This window comes from Tannerella sp. (assembly GCF_052170195.1).
Classification (GTDB): domain Bacteria; phylum Bacteroidota; class Bacteroidia; order Bacteroidales; family Tannerellaceae; genus Tannerella.
The window spans coordinates 16835-36401 of sequence record NZ_JBQNAZ010000007.1; the positions used below are offsets into that span (position 1 = coordinate 16835).

General features: G+C 44.7%; 18 protein-coding genes and 1 tRNA gene. 8 read left to right on the forward strand and 11 right to left on the reverse strand.

Annotated features, from left to right (window positions below):
* Positions 1-3: 3 nt before the first annotated feature.
* Positions 4-2364 carry an ABC transporter permease gene (locus ACTTKA_RS03405; RefSeq protein ID WP_442723977.1) on the reverse strand — a complete coding sequence of 787 codons (2361 nt, stop codon included), beginning with the start codon at positions 2362-2364 and terminating at the stop codon, positions 4-6.
* A 609-nt stretch (positions 2365-2973) separates the two neighbouring features.
* Between ACTTKA_RS03405 and ACTTKA_RS03410 the strand changes: the two genes are divergently transcribed.
* The 5 genes from ACTTKA_RS03410 (at position 2974) to ACTTKA_RS03430 (ending at position 5875) form a co-directional block, all read left to right on the forward strand.
* A complete protein-coding gene (locus tag ACTTKA_RS03410) occupies positions 2974-3255 on the forward strand; it encodes a hypothetical protein (RefSeq protein ID WP_442723978.1) in 282 nt (93 codons plus the stop codon).
* The gene (locus tag ACTTKA_RS03415; protein WP_442723979.1) at positions 3234-3503 is read left to right on the forward strand and encodes a hypothetical protein; all 270 of its coding nucleotides are present in this window, start codon (positions 3234-3236) and stop codon (positions 3501-3503) included. The genes ACTTKA_RS03410 and ACTTKA_RS03415 overlap by 22 nt, the downstream gene beginning before the upstream one ends.
* Before the next feature lie 70 nt (positions 3504-3573).
* Positions 3574-4422 (forward strand): helix-turn-helix domain-containing protein, encoded by an 849-nt coding sequence (locus ACTTKA_RS03420; RefSeq protein ID WP_442723980.1) that lies wholly within the window; start codon positions 3574-3576, stop codon positions 4420-4422.
* A 91-nt stretch (positions 4423-4513) separates the two neighbouring features.
* Positions 4514-5395 (forward strand): nuclear transport factor 2 family protein, encoded by an 882-nt coding sequence (locus ACTTKA_RS03425; protein ID WP_442723981.1) that lies wholly within the window; start codon positions 4514-4516, stop codon positions 5393-5395.
* A 69-nt stretch (positions 5396-5464) separates the two neighbouring features.
* Positions 5465-5875, forward strand: a complete 411-nt coding sequence (locus ACTTKA_RS03430; protein WP_442723982.1) for a pyridoxamine 5'-phosphate oxidase family protein — start codon at positions 5465-5467, stop codon at positions 5873-5875.
* Between the two features lie 245 nt (positions 5876-6120).
* On the opposite strand, the gene ACTTKA_RS03435 is transcribed toward ACTTKA_RS03430, so the two are convergent.
* From ACTTKA_RS03435 to ACTTKA_RS03450, 4 genes are all read right to left on the reverse strand, one after another.
* Positions 6121-6207 (reverse strand) — tRNA-Ser (locus ACTTKA_RS03435).
* 297 nt (positions 6208-6504) lie between these two features.
* Positions 6505-7089 (reverse strand): uracil-DNA glycosylase family protein, encoded by a 585-nt coding sequence (locus ACTTKA_RS03440; protein WP_442723983.1) that lies wholly within the window; start codon positions 7087-7089, stop codon positions 6505-6507.
* Between the two features lies 1 nt (position 7090).
* Complete coding sequence (locus tag ACTTKA_RS03445; protein ID WP_442713590.1) at positions 7091-8260, reverse strand: proline dehydrogenase family protein; 1170 nt, start codon at positions 8258-8260, stop codon at positions 7091-7093.
* Positions 8261-8532: 272 nt separating this feature from the next.
* Positions 8533-9840 (reverse strand): alpha-L-fucosidase, encoded by a 1308-nt coding sequence (locus ACTTKA_RS03450; protein ID WP_442724020.1) that lies wholly within the window; start codon positions 9838-9840, stop codon positions 8533-8535.
* A gap of 373 nt (positions 9841-10213) precedes the next feature.
* Here ACTTKA_RS03450 and lysS point away from each other — a divergent pair, with 373 nt between their 5' ends.
* Genes lysS through ACTTKA_RS03465 form a run of 3 tightly spaced genes read left to right on the forward strand, consistent with a single transcriptional unit; the run spans position 10214 to position 14364 of the window.
* Entirely contained in the window at positions 10214-11950 is a 1737-nt protein-coding gene (gene lysS / locus ACTTKA_RS03455; RefSeq protein WP_442723984.1) for a lysine--tRNA ligase, read from the forward strand.
* A gap of 31 nt (positions 11951-11981) precedes the next feature.
* On the forward strand, positions 11982-12980 hold the full coding sequence (locus ACTTKA_RS03460) for an NAD(P)H-dependent glycerol-3-phosphate dehydrogenase (protein ID WP_442723985.1): 999 nt from the start codon (positions 11982-11984) through the stop codon (positions 12978-12980).
* 37 nt (positions 12981-13017) lie between these two features.
* A complete protein-coding gene (locus ACTTKA_RS03465) occupies positions 13018-14364 on the forward strand; it encodes a glucose-6-phosphate isomerase (RefSeq protein ID WP_442723986.1) in 1347 nt (448 codons plus the stop codon).
* A 256-nt stretch (positions 14365-14620) separates the two neighbouring features.
* Here the strand turns inward: ACTTKA_RS03465 and ACTTKA_RS03470 are convergent, their stop codons facing one another.
* The 6 genes from ACTTKA_RS03470 to ACTTKA_RS03495 form a co-directional block, all read right to left on the reverse strand.
* Positions 14621-16102, reverse strand: coding sequence for a bifunctional metallophosphatase/5'-nucleotidase (locus ACTTKA_RS03470; RefSeq protein WP_442723987.1), 1482 nt, complete (start codon positions 16100-16102; stop codon positions 14621-14623).
* A 112-nt stretch (positions 16103-16214) separates the two neighbouring features.
* A complete protein-coding gene (locus ACTTKA_RS03475) occupies positions 16215-16367 on the reverse strand; it encodes a hypothetical protein (RefSeq protein ID WP_442713584.1) in 153 nt (50 codons plus the stop codon).
* Positions 16368-16796: 429 nt separating this feature from the next.
* Positions 16797-17159, reverse strand: a complete 363-nt coding sequence (locus tag ACTTKA_RS03480) for a hypothetical protein (protein WP_442723988.1) — start codon at positions 17157-17159, stop codon at positions 16797-16799.
* Between the two features lie 221 nt (positions 17160-17380).
* The gene (locus ACTTKA_RS03485; RefSeq protein WP_442713582.1) at positions 17381-17923 is read right to left on the reverse strand and encodes a pyruvoyl-dependent arginine decarboxylase; all 543 of its coding nucleotides are present in this window, start codon (positions 17921-17923) and stop codon (positions 17381-17383) included.
* 179 nt (positions 17924-18102) lie between these two features.
* On the reverse strand, positions 18103-18981 hold the full coding sequence (locus ACTTKA_RS03490) for a phosphatase PAP2 family protein (protein WP_442723989.1): 879 nt from the start codon (positions 18979-18981) through the stop codon (positions 18103-18105).
* A complete protein-coding gene (locus ACTTKA_RS03495) occupies positions 18978-19559 on the reverse strand; it encodes a phosphatase PAP2 family protein (RefSeq protein ID WP_442723990.1) in 582 nt (193 codons plus the stop codon). Before ACTTKA_RS03495 ends, ACTTKA_RS03490 begins: the two co-directional genes overlap by 4 nt.
* Between the last annotated feature and the right edge of the window lie 8 nt (positions 19560-19567).

Here is a 19567-nt window from a genome sequence, read left to right on the forward strand (position 1 = left end):
TCCCTATTCGCTTTTCAGCGTTTTAACAGGGTTGATCGTAGCGGCACGCCAACTTTGCCACGAGACCGCCGTAACGGAGAGCAGCAGTACAGATAATCCCGCGAACAGGAAAACCCACCAGTCAAGAGTGGTTTTGTATGCGAATATCTCGAGCCATTTTGTCATCGCCATATAAGCTCCCGGTACGGCTAACAAAAAGGCTATTCCTATCCAGATCACAAAGCGATAATTCAGCATACGAAGGATGTCGGAGGGCTGCGCTCCGTTTATTTTACGGATACCGATTTCTTTTGTCTTCCGTTTAACAATGAAGGCCATTATAATAATCAATCCCAATGTGGCCACTAGCAGACACAATGCCGAAAAGATATGGGTAAGTTGCTCTGCATGCAATTCGTTATAGTAGATGCTGTCGTACACATCGTGCAGGAAGGTGTACTGTGCCGGATATTCCGGGTTGATTTCCTGCCATACACGGTTAAATGTGCGGAGAGCTTCTTTTGTGTTATCGGGTGAGAGATAGACCATAAGGCAATGTTGAAAGAGGGCGCGTTGCAGCAACAATTGAGGGATAGCATCGTCATAAGTTGTCGTATAGTTAAAATTTTCCGTTACTCCTACAATCATTCCTTTGTTGATGTAATCAACTCCACCCTGCCCATGACGAATATGCAGCCGTTGCCCGACTGCTTCGTCCGGAGTGCTGAATCCGAGTATTTCCGCCGCTTTTCGGTTGATAACGTATTCTTCCGTTATGTCAGGCGCAGGTCTGCCGTCTATCAAATCGAAAAACATTTGCTCTTCTTCTTCGAGGGTACGTAATTCTTTGCTAAAGCTCGTTCCCGCAAGAAGACGGATATCGAAGAATGGGACAAAATCTTCACCGACAACCAGTACCGGTATTCGTCGACCTTCGTCTTCACTCTCCTGGTCGGTACGTACATATACGCCGTCGCGAATAGCTGATCCGGGTAACTGCATGGCTGAGGTTACTCGATGGATTTCTGGGTGTTTAACCAGTTCGGCTTTCAACAGGCCGTAGCGTCGTATCACACTCGACGGCTGTTCTTTCAACACTAAAATCGTGCGCTCTTTACCTCCGACCTGTATGGTACGGATCAGCCCGATTTGGCGTGAGATACAAACACTCACAATGACTACAAACATAACTATCGCATATTGCCCGATCAGCATATACCTGATATTCGACAGTGTAAAACCCGTACCGTGAGGATGAAACTGCATGCTTAAAAAACGTGTGGAAGACATCTGACGGATAACCGGTATAACGGACGTTATCACCACCAAGATCGGAAATAAAACGCAGAGCGAGAGTAGAACTTTTGTATTTGATATTACTTCGGAAAATAAACCGGGCATCACCGATTGTGCCAGAAGTAGCCCGGCAAGCACCGCAGCGCCTCCAAGAATCAGCGCCAGCAGACATTCGTCCCAAAAGACGCGCCACGATGAAGCACCATTGAGTCGTAACAACTGATAATATCGGCGATTGAACGAAAAAATCAGTCCGGCATTCAGCCATAGATTAAAAAGGACAATTAACAGCAAAAGTAGATTGGCGCAGGCAATTAAATAAATGTAATAGATGTTACTGTTGGGTTCGTGTTCACGCTGGAAATGGCTATGCAAATGAATATCGGTCAGCGGAAAAAGCAAAGGAAATACCTTACGCGGAGCATTGCTGTTCAGTTTTTCCAGATTGGCGGTAATCCCTTGTTGCAAGTCTGCTATATTGGTTTGAGGATGGAGCAACAGATAAACATATGAAAACAAATTCGTGGCATCATCCGGTAAATGAACAAGTAAATCCGTATGGAAGTGAGACGTTTCCGGAAAATCTTCAAAAACACCGCTGATAAACACTTTACGGTCGGCGAATTTACGTCCGTTAACAAGCTCCAACTCTTTCCCTATGGGGGAAGTGTCGCCAAACAGTCGATTTGCATAACTGCGGCTAATTACGGCTTTCTCCGGAGCGTTCAGGACGGTATGCGGATCACCATCCAAAAGGCTAAAATCAAACACCTCAAAGAAATTTTTGCTTACAAAATAGAAATGATCTGTCAGGTAATTTTTTCCTTCGTGCCGCAATTCTCCGCTCTCGCTTTTGTGCATCCTGACGACGGCTTCTATTCCTGTGATGCCTGCTAATGCCGGATCGGATGGTGCAAATCCGTAGATACGCACATCGGTCGGTTCATTATCTGTCTGGAAAGATAACCGGACGATCTGCTCGGCATACCGGTGAAACCGGTCATAGCTCGTTTCTTTGCGGATATAGGCATACGAAAGCAACAGACATGCAAAAATAACCGAAAGTCCCAACAAGTTGACTAATCTCAATGATTTACTTTTTTTCAACCGCCTTAATAACATCTTATTTCGTTTTTTAAATTCTTCCGATCATGTTCTTCCAAAAATGATGCCAATGTATTAATTAGTCAAGAAATCAGTTAATTGTCAAAATTCTATTTGCTTTATGGTGTCCAAAAAATGGACATCATTGTCTAATTTTTGGACACTTTAGTCTTTAGCATAAATGTGAACCATCCGGAAAATGAAATAATCTCAGATGATTAAGGACAACATTGGGAGTTGGAGCTCTTTACTAAGATAACATTTTATTTCTTAGATCTACTTCCTTCTTTTACTTTCCTCACAAAACGTTTAGGACAACATTGCCAGATAGTAAAATTGTGACTAAAAACATGCAGGAGGGAACAGGAAGCAAGTCGTTGGCCTTGTCTTTTTATCCGGCCGGTGTAGAATTGACTCCAATCAAAAATATCTGCTCGTTATGTTTATCGCCGATGCCAGCACAGCTGGCAAAGGAGCTAAAGCTCCGCTAATGCAGGGTCACGGCGGAATTATTTGGGCTACGGACGAAAGTCGAGCCAAAAATCCTGCTTTTGTGCTTGTACCTGCTTATGACACCAAAGCCACAAACGATGAATGGGAAGTGAGCAGGTAGTGGCAACTCCTAACTTGGTTCGCCAAATTATTAAAAATTACCCGATTGATGCCAACCGAGTCTATACCACGGGACAGTCAATGGACGGTATGATTTCGTTTTACCTTAACAGTGTAGAGCCCACTTTGTTTGCCGCCACTCTGTTTGCCGGTAGCCAGTGCGACATCAATGTTTTGAAACCGTTGAGAAAAGCCAAATTTATTTACATCGTTTCGGCAGGCGACCCCAAAGCATCGAAGGAATGGCAGAGGTTATTGCAATGATGAAACAACATGGTGTGAAATACGGCGAAATCGAATTCTCTGCCAAGCTACCCCAAGACCCAAAAAACCAAATAGTCAGTGAACTATTGGTACAAGGCAATAAAATCAATTTCATACGTTTTGAATCCTCTACCGTTTTACCTCCACAAGGGACAACGATGAAAGCAGGCGAGCATATGTACTCTTTTGATTATGCGTATTTGCTTGCTCCTGCCCGTGAATGGCTGTTTGAGCAGAGAAAAAAATAGTGTTTTTTAAAGACATGAAATTTTTCCTTTCACTACCTTTGTCTTTGGAAAACGGATAACTCATTTTACAATGCAACGGTACTTTTTCAGAGCCGACACCCCTTTTGAGTTCGAACTCAAAGACCTCGCCGAAATAACGCACAAGAAATCGCAACTTTCGGGCGTCCCTCATCGTACCGATTTTTATCAGATTATCCGTATCACATCGGGCGAGTTGGTGCAAACGGTCGATTTCAACAAAATAACCATCGGGCAGGGCAAGATCCTTTTCGTTGCCAAAAATCAGGTGGTGAAGTTCGATACACATTCCGATTACAAGGGGCAAATCGTGCTTTTTACCGATGACTTTTTCAACCGTTACGACACCGAAGAGGCTTTTCTCAAACGCTTGCAGTTGTTCAACCTCTTTTCCGTCAATCGCCCTGTAAATACTACACCCAATATTGATGCTTTGTGGGGCATGCTCACGCAAGAGGTCTCAGCAAAACGCGAATTTCAGCACCGACTTATCCATAGCTACCTAACAGCTATGCTTATTGAGGCGGATAGGCAGCTTGAAACTCCCGAGAATCAGGTGCGGTGCGAAAAGTTTGAACAGGTAATGCTCTTTACCGATTTGGTTGAAACTCACTATAAACAATGGCGAAAAGTCAATGACTATACCGACCATTTGGGCATTTCGGCAAAAAGCCTTTCGAAAAACCTGCAAGCCATAGTCGGTAAAACGCCCAAAGAGTATATCGACGACCGTATCCTGCTCGAAGCCAAACGTTTGCTTGCACACAGTTCGCTAAATATCAAAGAGATAACATTTGAGCTTGGCTTTGAAGAACCTACCAATTTCAGTAAATTTTTCCGTGAAAAATCGGGCAAAACGCCCTTAGAATTTAAACAGTCGGCACTCGCCGAAAGACCGTAGCCGTTTTTTATCCTTTTTTGCCCTTTTTCTATCCTTACCGTTTGATTTACAGGCAATATTTTTGCATTGTAATTTTAATTCAAAAAAGGATATGAAAAGGAGATTTATTATTATGTCGGTAATAGCCCTCAGCCTTGGGGTGGTTGCTTGCGGAAACAAAAAGGGCGATAATCAAGAACAAACTAATAACGATACAAGTATGCAAATTTCAAAAAAACAACAAGTAGTAGAATTGCTCAAAGCAATTGAAACAGGGGCAAGTGAGCCTGTAGGTTACATCAATGCTGATAATTACAAACAGCACAATTTAGGTATTGCCGATGGTTTGGCAGGATTTGGCGAGGCTCTTGCAGCATTGCCAAAAGGGTCGGCACGTGTCAATACCGTGCGTGTGTTCGAAGACGGCGACTATGTGTTTGCTCATACCGATTACAACTTTTTCGGCGATAAAATAGGTTTTGACATTTTCCGTTTCGAGGACGGCAAAATCGTGGAGCATTGGGACAATCTTCAAGAGACCCCCAAACAGCCCAACCCAAGCGGTCGCACTATGACCGACGGAACAACTGAAATCAAAGACCTCGACAAAACAGCGGATAACAAGGCGTTGGCACGTAATTTCGTAGATGATATTTTGGTAAATGGCAGAATGGAGAAACTCGCAGGCTATTTCGATGGCGACAACTACATTCAGCACAACCCCAGTATCCCCGACCAACTTTCGGGATTAGGCAAAGCATTGGAAGCAATGGCAAAACAGGGTATCACAATGACATACAGCCAAATTCACAAGGTGTTGGGCGAAGGTAATTTCGTGCTCGTGGTTAGCGAGGGGCAAATAGGCGGAGTACACAGTTCGTTTTACGACCTGTTCCGTATCGAAAACGGCAAAATAGCCGAACATTGGGACACCATCGAACCAATCGCGGCAAAAGCGACGTGGAAAAATCAAAACGGCAAATTCGGATTTTAAAAGAACAGTATTAATTTCATTACACCCTACCCGAAAACGGTGGGGTGTCTTTTCTGAAAAAATAGATTCATGGAAGCTATATTACGTTTTTTGAAAAGCCACCCAGACGTTGCATTGGCAACCGTAGGCGACGATGGATTACCCAAAATTCGTGTTTTTCAAATTATGAAGCAGGAAAGTCATACGCTTTACTTTGCCACAGCTCCGCATAAGGAGGTTTACCAACAACTGCAACGCAGACCGCAGGTAGAGTTGCTTGCCATGAGTGGGGACGTATCGGTACGCTTGGCGGGTACAATCTATTTTGATGTAGCCGATTCCGTCGGAGAGGAAATTTACAACTCTACGCCGGTACTCAAACGCCTGTATGCCAAGTATTCCGATATGGTATATATGCGTTTTCCCATTGTGCAGGCAACTTATTTTGACCTTGCCCCAACACCGCCTTTGGTTAAACATTATGATTTACGAAATGAGTGATAATATGCAGCCATAGCCGACAAAAAGCCCTTATAGATATGGAAAAACAAAAATGCATTTTCGATAATATTAAGCGAAAGGATGGTAAATATGTGTAAAACAGATCTTTGCAAGGATGAAAGGTGATTGTTTTTTGAATTACCAATATGATATTCAACTGTCCTTCAGGAGATAAAAAAATCCTGTAAAATATTGATTTTACAGGATTTGTTCACTGTTGACTTTTATAAGTCCTTATATTTCGGCGGAAGGAGGGGGATTCGAACCCCCGGTACGGTTACCCGTACGACAGTTTAGCAAACTGTTGGTTTCAGCCACTCACCCATCCTTCCTTCAGATATGCTTTTGAACGGCACTTTCTGAAAAAGCGTTGCAAAGATAGACCATTTTTTTGAATCTACAAATTTTTATGTTGGCTTAAAAATGTCTCATGCCAAAATTTCAATCAATGCTTGATCCGGAGTAATCACTAAATTGTTTAGCAGAATTCGGTAGTTATAATAACCGTATAACTTTTAAATATTTATAAGACCCATCTCCTTTTTATTCGGCGTTGCAAAGTCGAATGGCTCATACAGTTTACAATATCAAAGACAGGAAACGGACCTTACCCCACTATTATAACGCGCTTATGTTGCTATGCCAATTTCTTCAAACATTTTCTTATATACGACCGCTTTTTCTTCCAAAGGTTTTGGATAGGCTCTTGATGACGAAGGCATTCGGTATATTCGCAGTTGGCGAGAGCAAAAGACAGTGCCGGTCGACGAACCGACTTTCGGTTCTTTTGCTCCTGTCAGCATTAATAAGATATCTAATGCTTTCTGACCGGTTGTCACGATCGTTCGGCAGTCCGGTAGTTGGGACAAGACTTGTTCCAAATCAATCGGACGAAGCACCTCGAGGTACTTATCCGACGCATTTCCTTTTTGTCGATTTACCTCCATTGCCGTATCCCAGAGAGCAATGCCTTTTTCAGTCAGAAATTTACGGATTTTCGCTTCATGGAAGGATTTTTGATCTTCCGTCAAGAAATAATATTTGTCTTTAAAAAAGACGACCCCGAAAATCCGCCACATATCATTCTGAAAATTCGGGTAGAAAAAATCCATTTTCCAACGTGCTCTGGGTGGAGGAAAACTGCCAAGCATCAACATCTTTGCACCTTCCGGAGCAAAAGGAGGCAAAGGATGAACTTCTATCAATTGCTCCATCTTACTTCTTGTTGCGACGTTTCATTTCGAGACGAAGCATATTCAATTCACGTGTGGTTTGACCGACAACGGAAGTGTTCTCTTCGGCACGGCGAATAAGGTAAGGGATTACGTCTCTGACGCTCGCATAAGGTACATATTTAGTAACCCGATAGCCTTTGTGAGCAAGATTAAATGAGATATTGTCACTCATGCCTAATAATTGTGCGAAAAAGATTCGTTGATCGTCATGCTTTAAGCCTTTCTCCTCAATCAGCTCAGCCAGCCGATAGTTACTTTTTTCGTTATGTGTTCCCATAAAAAGCTCAAAATGTTCGAGATTATCCATAACATACTTTACGCCTGCATCAAAATTGTCGTCTGTTTCCTGCTTCGTTTTGAAAATCGGATCAGGATATCCCATCGCCGCGGCACGAGCACGTTCGTTTTCCATATAAGCTCCACGCACAAATTTTATTCCGGCAATGTATCCTTTTTCCTTGGCATCGGTAAGGATTCGATGCAGGTAGGGAAGTCGGTCATGACGATACATCTGAAGCGTAGCAAATACGATTGCACGCTCTTTATTAAAGAGCCGCATAGCTTCGTCCGTCATGCTGTCTATTGCATCTTGAAAACAATAATCCTCAGCGTCCACCAGAATACGTACTCCATTCTCGTACGCCCTTCGGCACAACGTCATAAAGCGCTGTTGAAAAATCTCATAATCGCTGCTTTCCGCATCAGTCAACTGATCCGGATGTTCGGATGCTTTCGATAACAAAGCATCGGTAGTTATCGTTGATGGTTTGAATACAGCATAAGCGATATCCGGATTATCCTTTGCATTATCGATTGAGCGTAAGGTTTCTTCCATGGTTGCCTTGATGCCATCGGAGCTCTGTTCTCCCTCTGCCGAAAAATCAAGCGTCGACTTAACACCGAAACGCTTCAACAGATGGATTGTTTTTTGGCAGTCTTGCAACGTTTCTCCTCCTACAAACTGTTTATATAATGTAGGCTTCACGATCCATCCTAAAGGAAAATGTATTTTCAATGCAAGATTGCTTCCCCACTTCGCAAGTTTTACGAGAGAAGGATACTTAATGGTATTAAATAATATGTACGCATTTCTCAATTCTGCGTCTGTCTTTGCTTCAAAAGCAATCTTTGTGTTATTAAAGTCCAACATATTGATGTGTATTTTCAGGTAAAAAACGCGCCGAATATATCATATTTTATTCGGATGAGCAATTTTTTTGTGTTATTTTTTTAGGCAGAAAAGAATGGGTGGATATATGTATTTGAATTTCAGATGTAAAATGTCGTGTTTTTTGGAAATTGCGCCTATTTATCTCAAGACTCCTATTCTTGTTTTATCTTAACTCATAATGTGGAATTAGATTTTTATATTGATCTTTATGAAACACCCGATCAATAGGATGTTTCATAAAGATATTTCTGTTAGTTTAAGGGCAATTCATTGGCAAATGTCAGCTCCAGCACATAATCGGGCGAATGGGGTTTATCGTTAAATTTTAGCAAAATACCATCTTTGTCCTGTGTAAATCGAACGGCATTACGGCTCTCAAACTCTACCGCACTTTTCAGTTTATTGCCCGCATAAGGAAGGAACAGGGCTTTATCGTCGAGATTCAGCACATGCACATACAGCGTTTTTCCTTTCTGAGTCGTTACTCCCCAGTCGCGCGGAGTGACTACTCCGCCCCGCGTACCCTGTATGGTGGGAGCGTAGATTTTCATCCATTCACCCATTTCGCGAAGCCGCTGCACTGCCACGGTCGGTAACTCACCATTTGGTTGAGGACCTACATTCATCAGCAGATTCGCATTTTTTCCGGCGGCTTTGACAAGATATTGAATCAATGTTTTCGTCGATTTATAATCTTGGTCGGTAATTTTGTAACCCCACATTCCATTCATTGTCTCGCATGTCTCAAGTGGCAATCGACTGATATCCTGTCCCGAAAGTCCAGCCTTGTTCTCGCCGGGCAGGTCTCGCTCAAAGATCTGTATATCCTCACCTGCGAACGGAGTGATGTGGTGATTATTCCCGATCAAACAAGCCGGTTGCAAACGATGTATTAAAGTATATTGTTCATTGAGATTCCATGTTTTGGCTGTCATCCCGTCGGGATGGATGTCCTTATCCCACATTCCGTCAAACCATATAGCTCCGATGGGGCCATAGTTAGTAAGCAGTTCCGTCAACTGATTGTTCATGAATGTACAATAATCTTCCCATTTGCCCTGTGTGGTACGACCGGTTCCTTTTCCTGTGCGTCCCAACGGATAATAATCATCGCGTCGCCAGTCCAAATGTGAATAATAAAGGTGCAGACGGATGCCCTGCTTACGGCATTCATCGGCCAATTCGTGAATCACGTCACGTTTAAACGGCGTGGCATCCACAATATTATAATCAGACTGTTTGGTGGCATACATGGAGAAACCGTCGTGATGACGTGAAGTAATCGTGATGTACTTCGCTCCCGAAGCCTTGATAGCAGCAATCCACTCTGCCGCATTAAACTTGACCGGATAGAAACCCGATGCCAGTTTGGCATATTCTTCCCAATTCAGGTTTTTGTTGTGCATAACCCATTCGCCATCTGCCAGCATACTATAAATACCCCAATGGATAAAGATCCCGAACTTATCATCCTGAAAAGTTTCCCGGGCTTTCAGATTGTCTGCCGAAGGAGTGTAGCCGGGCTGTGCCGGTGCGTGCATCAGGCTTGTGAGAGCCATTGTTGCACAAAGAAATAATGTTCTTGCTTTCATAGAATAGTTTTTGTTGATTATTAAAAAAATAACGGGCACATGCTGTCACCCGACCTCACAAAGGTAAGTGTTTTTTCGACAAAAACAAGAATCTCTTTAGTGTATTTATAGGAGATTCATATCCATGTATATAGTTCTTTGTTGTCCGAATTTAACATCATGCATCGATTGACGGTTATAACGAATGTATTCATCGATTATTTTGGAAAAGTTTCGGTCTATATTGTAATATGTATCGGGTCGGAAGGCATGTTTTTCGTAAGTCAAAAAAAAGAAAGACATGGACTATCCGAATATTTTTTTGTACTTTTGCACGATTATTACCATTTTTGACCAAGTAATGAACGTATTAGATTTAAGTGAACAGGAAATCATCCGGCGTGGCAGTCTCGAACAGTTGCGCAAGATGAATATCAACCCGTATCCGGCTGCCGCATATCCGGTTAACGGATATGCCGATGAAATAAAAGAAAACTTCAACGACGATGCCCAGCCACGGCAAGTAACGATTGCCGGACGCATCATGAGCCGTCGCATCATGGGTAAAGCCTCATTTATGGAATTGCAGGATTCGACCGGACGTATTCAAGTATATATCACTCGCGATGATATCTGCCCGGACGAAAACAACACGGAACTGTACAACACCGTGTTCAAAAAACTGCTCGACATCGGCGATTTTGTCGGTGTCAAAGGATTCGTTTTCCGCACGCAGATGGGCGAAATATCCGTTCATGCACAAGAGTTGACGGTACTCTCGAAGTCGTTACGTCCGTTACCCGTAGTCAAAGAAAAAGACGGTGTGGTGTACGACGGCTTCAATGATCCGGAGTTGCGTTATCGGCAGCGCTATGTCGATCTGGTCGTCAATAACGACGTGAAAAATATTTTCATCAAGCGTAACAAAATCTACGCTTCGATGCGTGAATATTTCAATACCCGGGGCTATCTGGAAGTGGAGACGCCAATTTTACAATCTATTCCGGGAGGAGCTGCAGCACGTCCGTTTATCACGCACCACAATGCTCTTGACATTGACCTGTATCTTCGTATTGCCAATGAGTTATACTTGAAACGTCTGATTGTCGGCGGATTTGAGGGCGTTTACGAGTTCTCGAAAAACTTCCGTAACGAAGGTATGGACCGCACGCATAATCCCGAATTTACCTGCATGGAAATTTATGTAGCGTACAAGGATTACCATTGGATGATGGAGTTTACCGAACAGATGATTGAAAAGATCTGTCTCGACGTGAACGGTACGACGGAAATAACGGTTGGCGATAAGACCATCAGTTTCAAGGCTCCGTTCAGGCGAGTAACAATGATCGAGGCGATCCGTGAATTTACGGGAGTCGACATTACAGGTATGGATGAAGCCCAGTTACGTGAAACGTGTAAACAACTCAACATCGAAGTAGACGAAACGATGGGTAAAGGCAAACAGATCGACGAAATATTCGGTGAAAAATGCGAAGGAAACTATATCCAACCTACGTTTATCATAGATTATCCGATCGAGATGTCGCCACTCTGCAAACGTCATCGGAACAATCCCGACTTAACCGAACGTTTCGAGCTTATCGTCAACGGGAAGGAACTTTGTAACGCATATTCGGAGTTGAATGATCCGATCGACCAGCTGGAGCGTTTTCAGGAACAGTTGCGCCTGAGTGAAAAAGGAGATGATGAAGCCATGTTTATCGATATGGATTTTGTACGTGCACTCGAATACGGTATGCCTCCGACGAGCGGCATGGGAATCGGCATAGACCGGCTTGTGATGTTGATGACCGGACAAACGACGATTCAGGAGGTGTTGTTCTTCCCCCAAATGCGTCCGGAGAAGACCATCAAGAAAGATGCGCCTGAAAAATATGCTCCTTTAGGGATACCGGCCGAATGGGTACCGGCTATACAGAAAGCAGGCTTTGTAACGGTCGACATGCTGGAAGGAGCTAATCCGCAATTGTTGAGACAATCGCTGTTTGAACTGAATAAGAAATACAACCTTGGTCTGGAATTACCGGCGTTACAAGCAGTCGAAGCATGGATCAAGGCTGTTACGTGTCATTAAAAACGAATCATCAATTACCAAATTCTACGACATGAAAGATATTATCGGAAAGGTGGCGATTATGGGAGGCGGAAGCTGGGCTACGGCATTGGCTAAAATCGTACTGTCAACTCAGCCGAATATTCACTGGTATATGCGTCGTCCGCAAGCGATCGAAGATTTCAGGCGGATGAAGCATAATCCCGGTTACCTGTCGGCCGTATCGTTCGATACCGATCGGATCGGTTTTTATTCGGATATCAACGAGGCCGCCGAACATTCCGACATCCTGATTTTTGCCACTCCCTCTCCTTTCCTTAAGCAGCATCTGCAAAAATTGGAAACACCGATACGGGACAAGGTCATCGTCTCAGCCATCAAAGGTATTGTGCCGGACGAGAATATGCTGATTACCGACTATTTCGCGCAGTGTTACCAGGTACCGTTGGAAAATCTTGCGATCGTCGCAGGACCGTGTCATGCCGAAGAGATCGCGCTCGAACGGCTTTCGTATATTACTTTGGCCTGCAAAGATCTGCAAAAGGCCGAAGATCTTGCCCGAATATTCCGCAACAATTATCTGAAAACGTCGTGTTGTCAGGATGTAAAAGGAATTGAATACGCTTCTGTGCTAAAAAACGTGTATGCGATTGTAGCGGGTATCTGCCATGGCATGAAGTACGGTGACAATTTTCAAGCTGTTCTGCTGTCGAACGCGATCAAAGAGATGCAGCGTTTTCTCGACTCGGCGCATATTCTGCCGCGCGACATTACCGCGTCAGCCTATTTGGGCGATCTGTTAGTGACCGCTTACTCACGTTACAGTCGCAACCGTACCTTCGGAACAATGATCGGGAAAGGCTATTCGGTCAAAACGGCACAACTGGAAATGGAGATGATCGCCGAAGGATATTACGGTGCCAAGTGTATTCACGAGATCAACGAGAAGTATCAGGTCGATATGCCCATCTTGAACGCATTGTACGATATTCTTTACGAACGGAAATCGCCGATGACGATCATCCGGCAACTGGCCGAAACTTTCACATAAAAACGGAATGTTGAAAATCAATATATAAAACAGAAAGATGAAAACAATAACATTAGACATTGATAAAGCACTTGGTGCAGTGACTCGCAAACAAATCGACGCACTTGCCCCGAAAGCGACCCAAAGCATGGAGATGCTGCACAAAGGTACAGGACCGGGAAACGATTTTCTCGGTTGGTTGAATCTCCCCTCATCGATCACCGATGAGGAGCTGAAAGACATTGAAAAAACGGCGTCTCAACTGCGCAAATGCAAGGTGGTGGTTATCATCGGTATCGGTGGCAGCTACCTTGGTACGAAAGCAGTCGTTGAGGCGTTGAACAACAGCTTTGATTGGCTGCAAACGTCGAAACGCAAAGACCCCGTACTGCTTTACGCCGGAAACAATATCGGTGAAGATTATCTTTTTGAGTTGTGCGCTACGTTGGAAGATAAAAAGTTCGGCATCATCAATATCTCCAAATCGGGCACGACGACCGAGCCGGCCATTGCCTTCCGCATCCTGAAAAAACAGCTGGAAAAGAATATCGGTGTCGAAGAAGCCCGGAAATACATCGTGGCCGTCACCGACCGTTCGCGAGGTGCACTACGTACATTGGCCGACAAGGAAGGGTATAAGACATTCGTGATTCCCGACGATGTAGGCGGACGCTACTCAGTACTTACTCCGGTGGGTTTGCTTCCGATCGCTGTGGCAGGTATCGATATCCGCGCCCTCGTACAAGGAGCTGTCGATATGGAAAAGGCTACCGATGTGAAAAAGCTGTTCGACCGGAATATCGCGGCCATTTATGCCGCAACCCGCAATGCCCTTTACGACAAAGGTAAAAAAATCGAGATTTTAGCGAATTTTCATCCGAAGCTACACTACATCGGTGAATGGTGGAAACAACTTTACGGCGAAAGTGAAGGAAAAGATCACAAAGGTATTTTCCCCGCATCAGTCGATTTGACTACCGATCTACATTCGATGGGGCAATGGATACAGGAAGGCGAGCGTACGATCTTTGAAACAGTGATCTCGGTTGCTAAACCTGATCATAAAATGACCGTTCCGAGCGATAAAGCCGATCTGGACGGTTTGAATTATCTGGCTGGTAAACGCGTGGATGAGGTCAACAAAATGGCTGAGTTGGGTACCCAGCTGGCACACGTAGACGGTGGCGTGCCTAACATTAAAATCACCTTGCCCGAACTGAATGCCTACTACATCGGACAGTTATTCTATTTCTTCGAAAAAGCATGCGGCATCAGCGGTTATATGTTGGGAGTTAATCCGTTCGATCAACCCGGAGTAGAGGCATACAAAAAGAATATGTTCGCTCTGCTCGACAAGCCCGGCTACGAAAAAGAAAGTAAAGCGATACGCAAAAAACTCAAATAAAGGAGAGTACAAAAAAAATGACGCCCCCCTTTCGGTTTTAAACCGAAAGGGGGCTCTCAAAAAAAATGGGTTAGAGACTGTGGTTTAATCTTCCCTATCACCAAACAAATCAACCATTAAACAAACCAAACTTACCAGTTTATTCTTCTTCATCCGAGGTTTTTGTCCATACACGGGGTAACCTTCCGTCATTTTCTTTTTCTCCTTATATCCCCTCACTTCCCGTTTGGAAAAAGAAGTGAGGGAAAGTAATCCGTTATTTCTTCAGCTCTACGCGTTGTTCGTTGCGATAGCTGGGAACGGTTTTCAACGCTTTCAGATAATTAATCATATTTTCAGCCGTAGGCTGGAAAAGTCCCGTGCCCGGATCTTTATGTTCGTACTTGTAAATCGAAGCCATATAGCTATTCATTGCTACGGTATAGGTGCGATTCATATCGGCCGGTGTGCCGTCTGTCATAAACAGTTCCACATTGCTGACGGTACCGTTAGGAGCAAAGACATAGCGTGTTTTCAGTCCCGAAGGATAAATCGGTAGTCCTTCGTCGAGCGGTAAAGCCGCGATGAAAAGAGCGCTCAGTTCGTGTCCGGTAAGTTTGAAGAGGACGGTTTCGTTGCCAAAAGGATCCATGGTGTACACATCACGCACGGTGATAGCTCCTTTCGATAGTTGATCAATACGTACCCCTCCGGGATTGATCAGCGCAATTTCAGCCTTCGTTCCTTCGCGCAGTGCGTCAACCATCAGGTAGCCAACCTGCTCGTAGCTTGTGAATTCGTCCGTCGCTTCGGCAACACGTTCATTCATTGTGGGATTATCGTTGTACTTATCTACCATCGCACGAACGGTGGCCTTCTCATTGCCTTTTTTCCCCACAGGCATCAGTTTCATGTGACGTTCTTTCGTTCCGTCGGGATTCACCTTGACCGTGATGAGCGTCGCATATTTGAGTTTGTTTTCAGCCTGAGTAATCAGTACGTCGTGGTGAAACTGCTCATTGTCGACCTTCGTATGCGAATGTCCGCCGATAATCAAGTCGGCAGCATCTTTCGGCAACTGACCGGCCAGCACGACATCATCTTCGAATCCCAAATGGTTGAGATAAATGAAGACATCGCAACGGTCGCGCATCGCCAGTTGTTTGAGAGCCGTTTCAAAAGGATTGTAAAAGGTGAATCCGACAGCATTGTTGGGATGAGTATCGGGAATTCCTCCTGCATTGATGGCCAATACCGATGTCAAACCGACCGTTAGTCCGTTAGGCATCTTGATTGTTTTGTCCGGAAGAATACGGTATGTTTTTCCTGCCGGGGGAGCAAGGTTAGCGCAGAGAAAATCGAACGACGCTTTTTCGAGCAAGAGCCGGAAGCCTTCGGGACCGGAGTCGAACTCGTGATTACCGACGGCCGAAACATCGAACTGTACGGCATTCATCAATTCGATCATGGGTAATCCTTTCGGCGAGTACTGGTCGTTGATCGGATTCCCCGTCTGATTGTCGCCGCCCGAGACAAGCAGCATGTCGGGATACAACGCGCGCAGGCTGTCGACCATAAAAGCGAAGCGCGGAAAATTATCGATCGCGGCATGCATGTCGTTTACAGCCAAAATATGTAACATTCTCGGCTCTTGCGATGCAGATGCTTGTTTGCGGCTCGTACCACAACTTGTCCACGAGAGCAGTACGATAACGGACAGCGCGATAGCTGTCCACGGTTTTCTATGTAAGACTTTCATTATGTTTTATTTTTAGATGATGTTACTGAATTATTTTTCTTCTTGGGTATACCACTTTTGCAAATCGCCCTTGACGAGATAGCCCTTTATTTCGAAATCGGTTGTTTTTGAGCTAGAAAATGTCTTCGATTTCATACACAAACGTGGCCGCTTCTTCTTCACCCTCTGCTTGTTCTTTCTGGGCACCACCACAACCGGTTCCCCATACGATTATCAACAACATAAGCAGCATACTTGCCGTTAAGTTACACTTTGCCTTTTTCATTGTTTTGCTCATATACAGGTTCAACGTTAAATAATAAAAGATATGATTCAAAATCATGATGCAAAGATAAAGGGAGAAGAGGAATATGTCAATGAGTAAAATTACTCATTTTTGCATGAGTAAATTACTCATTTTTGAGGAGGCATTCTTCCCCTTCGTTGCGACAAGGATTTGTCTGACAAGCGTTACGAGAATATCTTTCTTTAAGTTTGTTGTTTTTCTGCTCTTACAAATCTAAAGTTGGATTCTCCGAACGCAAATAACGCGAACGACGCAAAGGAAAAATAAAAGGAGTGAATAGTGAAAAACGAAAAGTGAAGCCTTTCGGACGTTTAGTCATTTTATTGTTTAAACAGTAAACATCTACAACAACTAAATATCCGAATGACTGACCGCTGAAAACTGATCGCTGAATGACAGTTTGCCGTATCAATGACTGTATTGTATCCGCGAAGAATAAGTGAGGTATTTCACTAACATCACGATGCCCATCACGAACGATGTGCCCATAATAAGCATTCCCACGATGAGCATCCGTATAGTTTCCCACGAGCCTGTTTCAAACTCGTAATATTCCGAAAGCAACGCAAGGGTCATGTATAAACTGCCCATTACGAAGAGTACCGAGAGAATCGATCCCAGAATAACAGTCGGAAGAGGTTGCTTACGAATCAGAAACAACACACCCAACAATACCGCCAGTCCGATTGTGATCGGATTGAATGCCCCGATCAGAAGAAGTGCGAAAAATGCTTCGGGAATCCATTTCGTCCATGATTTTGTTTTGCTCATGATTTTCTGTATTTGATTACATCCGATGATAAAACGGACACTGTCTTTTATTATTGTAACCCGTTCGGTTTTTTTTCTTGTTCTGCTGACCGACGCTTTTCTTCGCTCTAAAAAGAAAACGGCCGCAAGGAATCGTTTCCTTGCAGCCGTCTCTTAAACAGTACTTGGTTTATCGCTCCCTTAACGGTTCGGGAGCCAAATACTAACAAATAAAAACGTTTTTATTTCTCTTTGATTTCGGGCAAAAGAAAATCCGTAAAGCATAATGCCGCCAGCGCCGTACCGTAACGGCGTTCGATGGTCATTCCTTCGGTCACGAAATTCAGATCGCCCAGATAATACTTACTGTATGTACGTTGATGCAGATCGTTAATGACGCGAATCAGACGCGCTTCCAATTCTTCGATACGGTAACGTCCACTCACTTCGCAGACTAATCCGCCGACTTTCTCGTCGAAATTCTCGTCTTTATACATCCACGCATATACGAGTCCAGCCGAGATAAACTCATCCTGATAACCGTGCGAAACGGCCATAATCGTTTTCAACTCCGACCCGAACGGAGGCAGATCAACCTCGTCCATCGTCACCAAATGTGCCGTAGCCGGAATGACGGATGAATACGTCATGATGTTAAAATCGGCAATTCCCGCATCGAACAATGCCATGTGATACGAACCCGCATGCTTTTCCAGGTCGGAATCGCCGCTACCTTTTGCCATAAAAAAGGTATTCGGAATCAGATTTCCTACTTTCTTTACCATCTTTCAAATCTGTTTTTTTAATTCAATTAATATTCAATGTATGATTCATCCGCCTGCCGTTAATCATCCTTCGCAGACTTTCAACCCAAACGGGCGACAAAAGTACGAACATCTTTTGTATTTTAGGACGATAGACGCAAATATTTTATGATTTTTTTGGAAAAATGCGTCCGTCTTTCTTAAAAGACATACACCACCCCTAATCCGGCCGTGCAGAATCCCAGTTGAGGCATCAGGGCGAATTGTCGTCCGTCTTCGTGTATCCCCAGCAGCCGATGCCAGACAGGCAGCATCAGGTAACCTGCTTCGGCGCTTAAGATCCCGACACCGGCACCGGTGATCACGTCACTCACCCAATGAGCGTTGTTGATAACCCGCAGCGTACCCACCGCCGCAGCTGCGGCATAACCGCCTATGCCGATCCATGGCGAATGATCACGATATTCCTTGTACAGGATATGTGCTCCGGTGAAGGCTACCGCCGTATGCCCTGACGGGAAAGAGTTGTATTCGCCCCATTGACGCGGACGCTCTACGCCGGTCAGGCATTTCGTGGTGTAAACCAACGCGAACATAAGGCTGTACGACGTAGCCAGAATCAGCGTGCGGTCGCGAAAATTGTGTCGGGCCTTGATGCCCGGCATGAAATCGAGTCCCCATGCGACGGCGGCCGGCATGATTTGAAGTGAGTTGTCGATGCCGTAATGACGGTCGATATGTTTGTTGACCTGTCCGGCAATGTGTTTGTCGAAACGTCGGACAGGGCTTTCGTTGAAGCGTGCCACCGTGCCGTAAGCGAGGCATAATGTCGGAACAATGAATCGGGTGATGATGGGCCGACGCTTTTTCCCTTCGGATTCACCCAGCGAAACGGTAGAAAATCTATCCGACGAGAACGTTGGAGATATATTCGAATCCATTATCGTGGTGTGCGAATCTTTTTCGAGAAAGTGACGCTCCTCCGAGAAAGGAACAATACCGAGCGTGTCGCCTTCCGCATGCGTTGCGTGCAGCGAGCTGGCGATGCCGAGCAATAAAAGGAAGTACTTTTTTATCATCCTTCGGCGGGTGTATGGGAGATAAAATAACGTTGGGTTGCCCATCGGTAAAGGAGAAAGACAAGTACTCCGAGCAGACTCCCCGTAATCATTCCCGCCCATACGTCCGATACGAAATGAGCGCCTAAGTAGATGCGTGAATACCCCATCACCAATGCCCAGACGAAAACACCGATCGTGTACGGCTGTTTTTTAATCAGCAGCGACGAAAGCATGGCAAAACCGAACGCATTTGTCGTATGGCCGGAGATGAATCCGTACAGTCCGTTGGCGGTGTATTCTTTCAATAGCCTGACCTGTTCGAGGTAAAGGGGGTGCGTCGTCGGGCGGAAGCGCGAAAACAAGGGCTTGAAAACAAGGTCGGAGGCGACGCAGCAAAGCAGAATAATCAGTCCAATCGAAAGGGAAGCCGGTAGCCGGTCAGGTCTCTTACGAAAGTAGAACCAAAGCGGTACCAGCACTACCGGACACCAGATGAGCGTACCCGCAAACGGCCACAACAACGCGTCCGTCAGAGGAGTGTGCGTGCTGTTGATCCACATAAACAGATCATGCTCGTAGGCCAGCAGTTCTTCCATTTCAACCG

Coding starts and splice junctions, on each gene's coding strand:
- ACTTKA_RS03430 (WP_442723982.1), top strand. CDS start 5,465: ATGGAAGCTATATTACGTTTTTTGAAAAGCCACCCAGACGTTGCATTG.
- ACTTKA_RS03460 (WP_442723985.1), top strand. CDS start 11,982: ATGAAAGATATTATCGGAAAGGTGGCGATTATGGGAGGCGGAAGCTGG.
- ACTTKA_RS03415 (WP_442723979.1), top strand. CDS start 3,234: ATGGCAGAGGTTATTGCAATGATGAAACAACATGGTGTGAAATACGGC.
- ACTTKA_RS03470 (WP_442723987.1), bottom strand. CDS start 16,102: ATGAAAGTCTTACATAGAAAACCGTGGACAGCTATCGCGCTGTCCGTT.
- ACTTKA_RS03420 (WP_442723980.1), top strand. CDS start 3,574: ATGCAACGGTACTTTTTCAGAGCCGACACCCCTTTTGAGTTCGAACTC.
- ACTTKA_RS03495 (WP_442723990.1), bottom strand. CDS start 19,559: ATGGAAGAACTGCTGGCCTACGAGCATGATCTGTTTATGTGGATCAAC.
- ACTTKA_RS03440 (WP_442723983.1), bottom strand. CDS start 7,089: ATGGAGCAATTGATAGAAGTTCATCCTTTGCCTCCTTTTGCTCCGGAA.
- lysS (WP_442723984.1), top strand. CDS start 10,214: ATGAACGTATTAGATTTAAGTGAACAGGAAATCATCCGGCGTGGCAGT.
- ACTTKA_RS03450 (WP_442724020.1), bottom strand. CDS start 9,840: ATGGCTCTCACAAGCCTGATGCACGCACCGGCACAGCCCGGCTACACT.
- ACTTKA_RS03425 (WP_442723981.1), top strand. CDS start 4,514: ATGAAAAGGAGATTTATTATTATGTCGGTAATAGCCCTCAGCCTTGGG.
- ACTTKA_RS03485 (WP_442713582.1), bottom strand. CDS start 17,923: ATGGTAAAGAAAGTAGGAAATCTGATTCCGAATACCTTTTTTATGGCA.
- ACTTKA_RS03475 (WP_442713584.1), bottom strand. CDS start 16,367: ATGAAAAAGGCAAAGTGTAACTTAACGGCAAGTATGCTGCTTATGTTG.
- ACTTKA_RS03410 (WP_442723978.1), top strand. CDS start 2,974: ATGGGAAGTGAGCAGGTAGTGGCAACTCCTAACTTGGTTCGCCAAATT.
- ACTTKA_RS03445 (WP_442713590.1), bottom strand. CDS start 8,260: ATGTTGGACTTTAATAACACAAAGATTGCTTTTGAAGCAAAGACAGAC.
- ACTTKA_RS03490 (WP_442723989.1), bottom strand. CDS start 18,981: ATGATAAAAAAGTACTTCCTTTTATTGCTCGGCATCGCCAGCTCGCTG.
- ACTTKA_RS03465 (WP_442723986.1), top strand. CDS start 13,018: ATGAAAACAATAACATTAGACATTGATAAAGCACTTGGTGCAGTGACT.
- ACTTKA_RS03480 (WP_442723988.1), bottom strand. CDS start 17,159: ATGAGCAAAACAAAATCATGGACGAAATGGATTCCCGAAGCATTTTTC.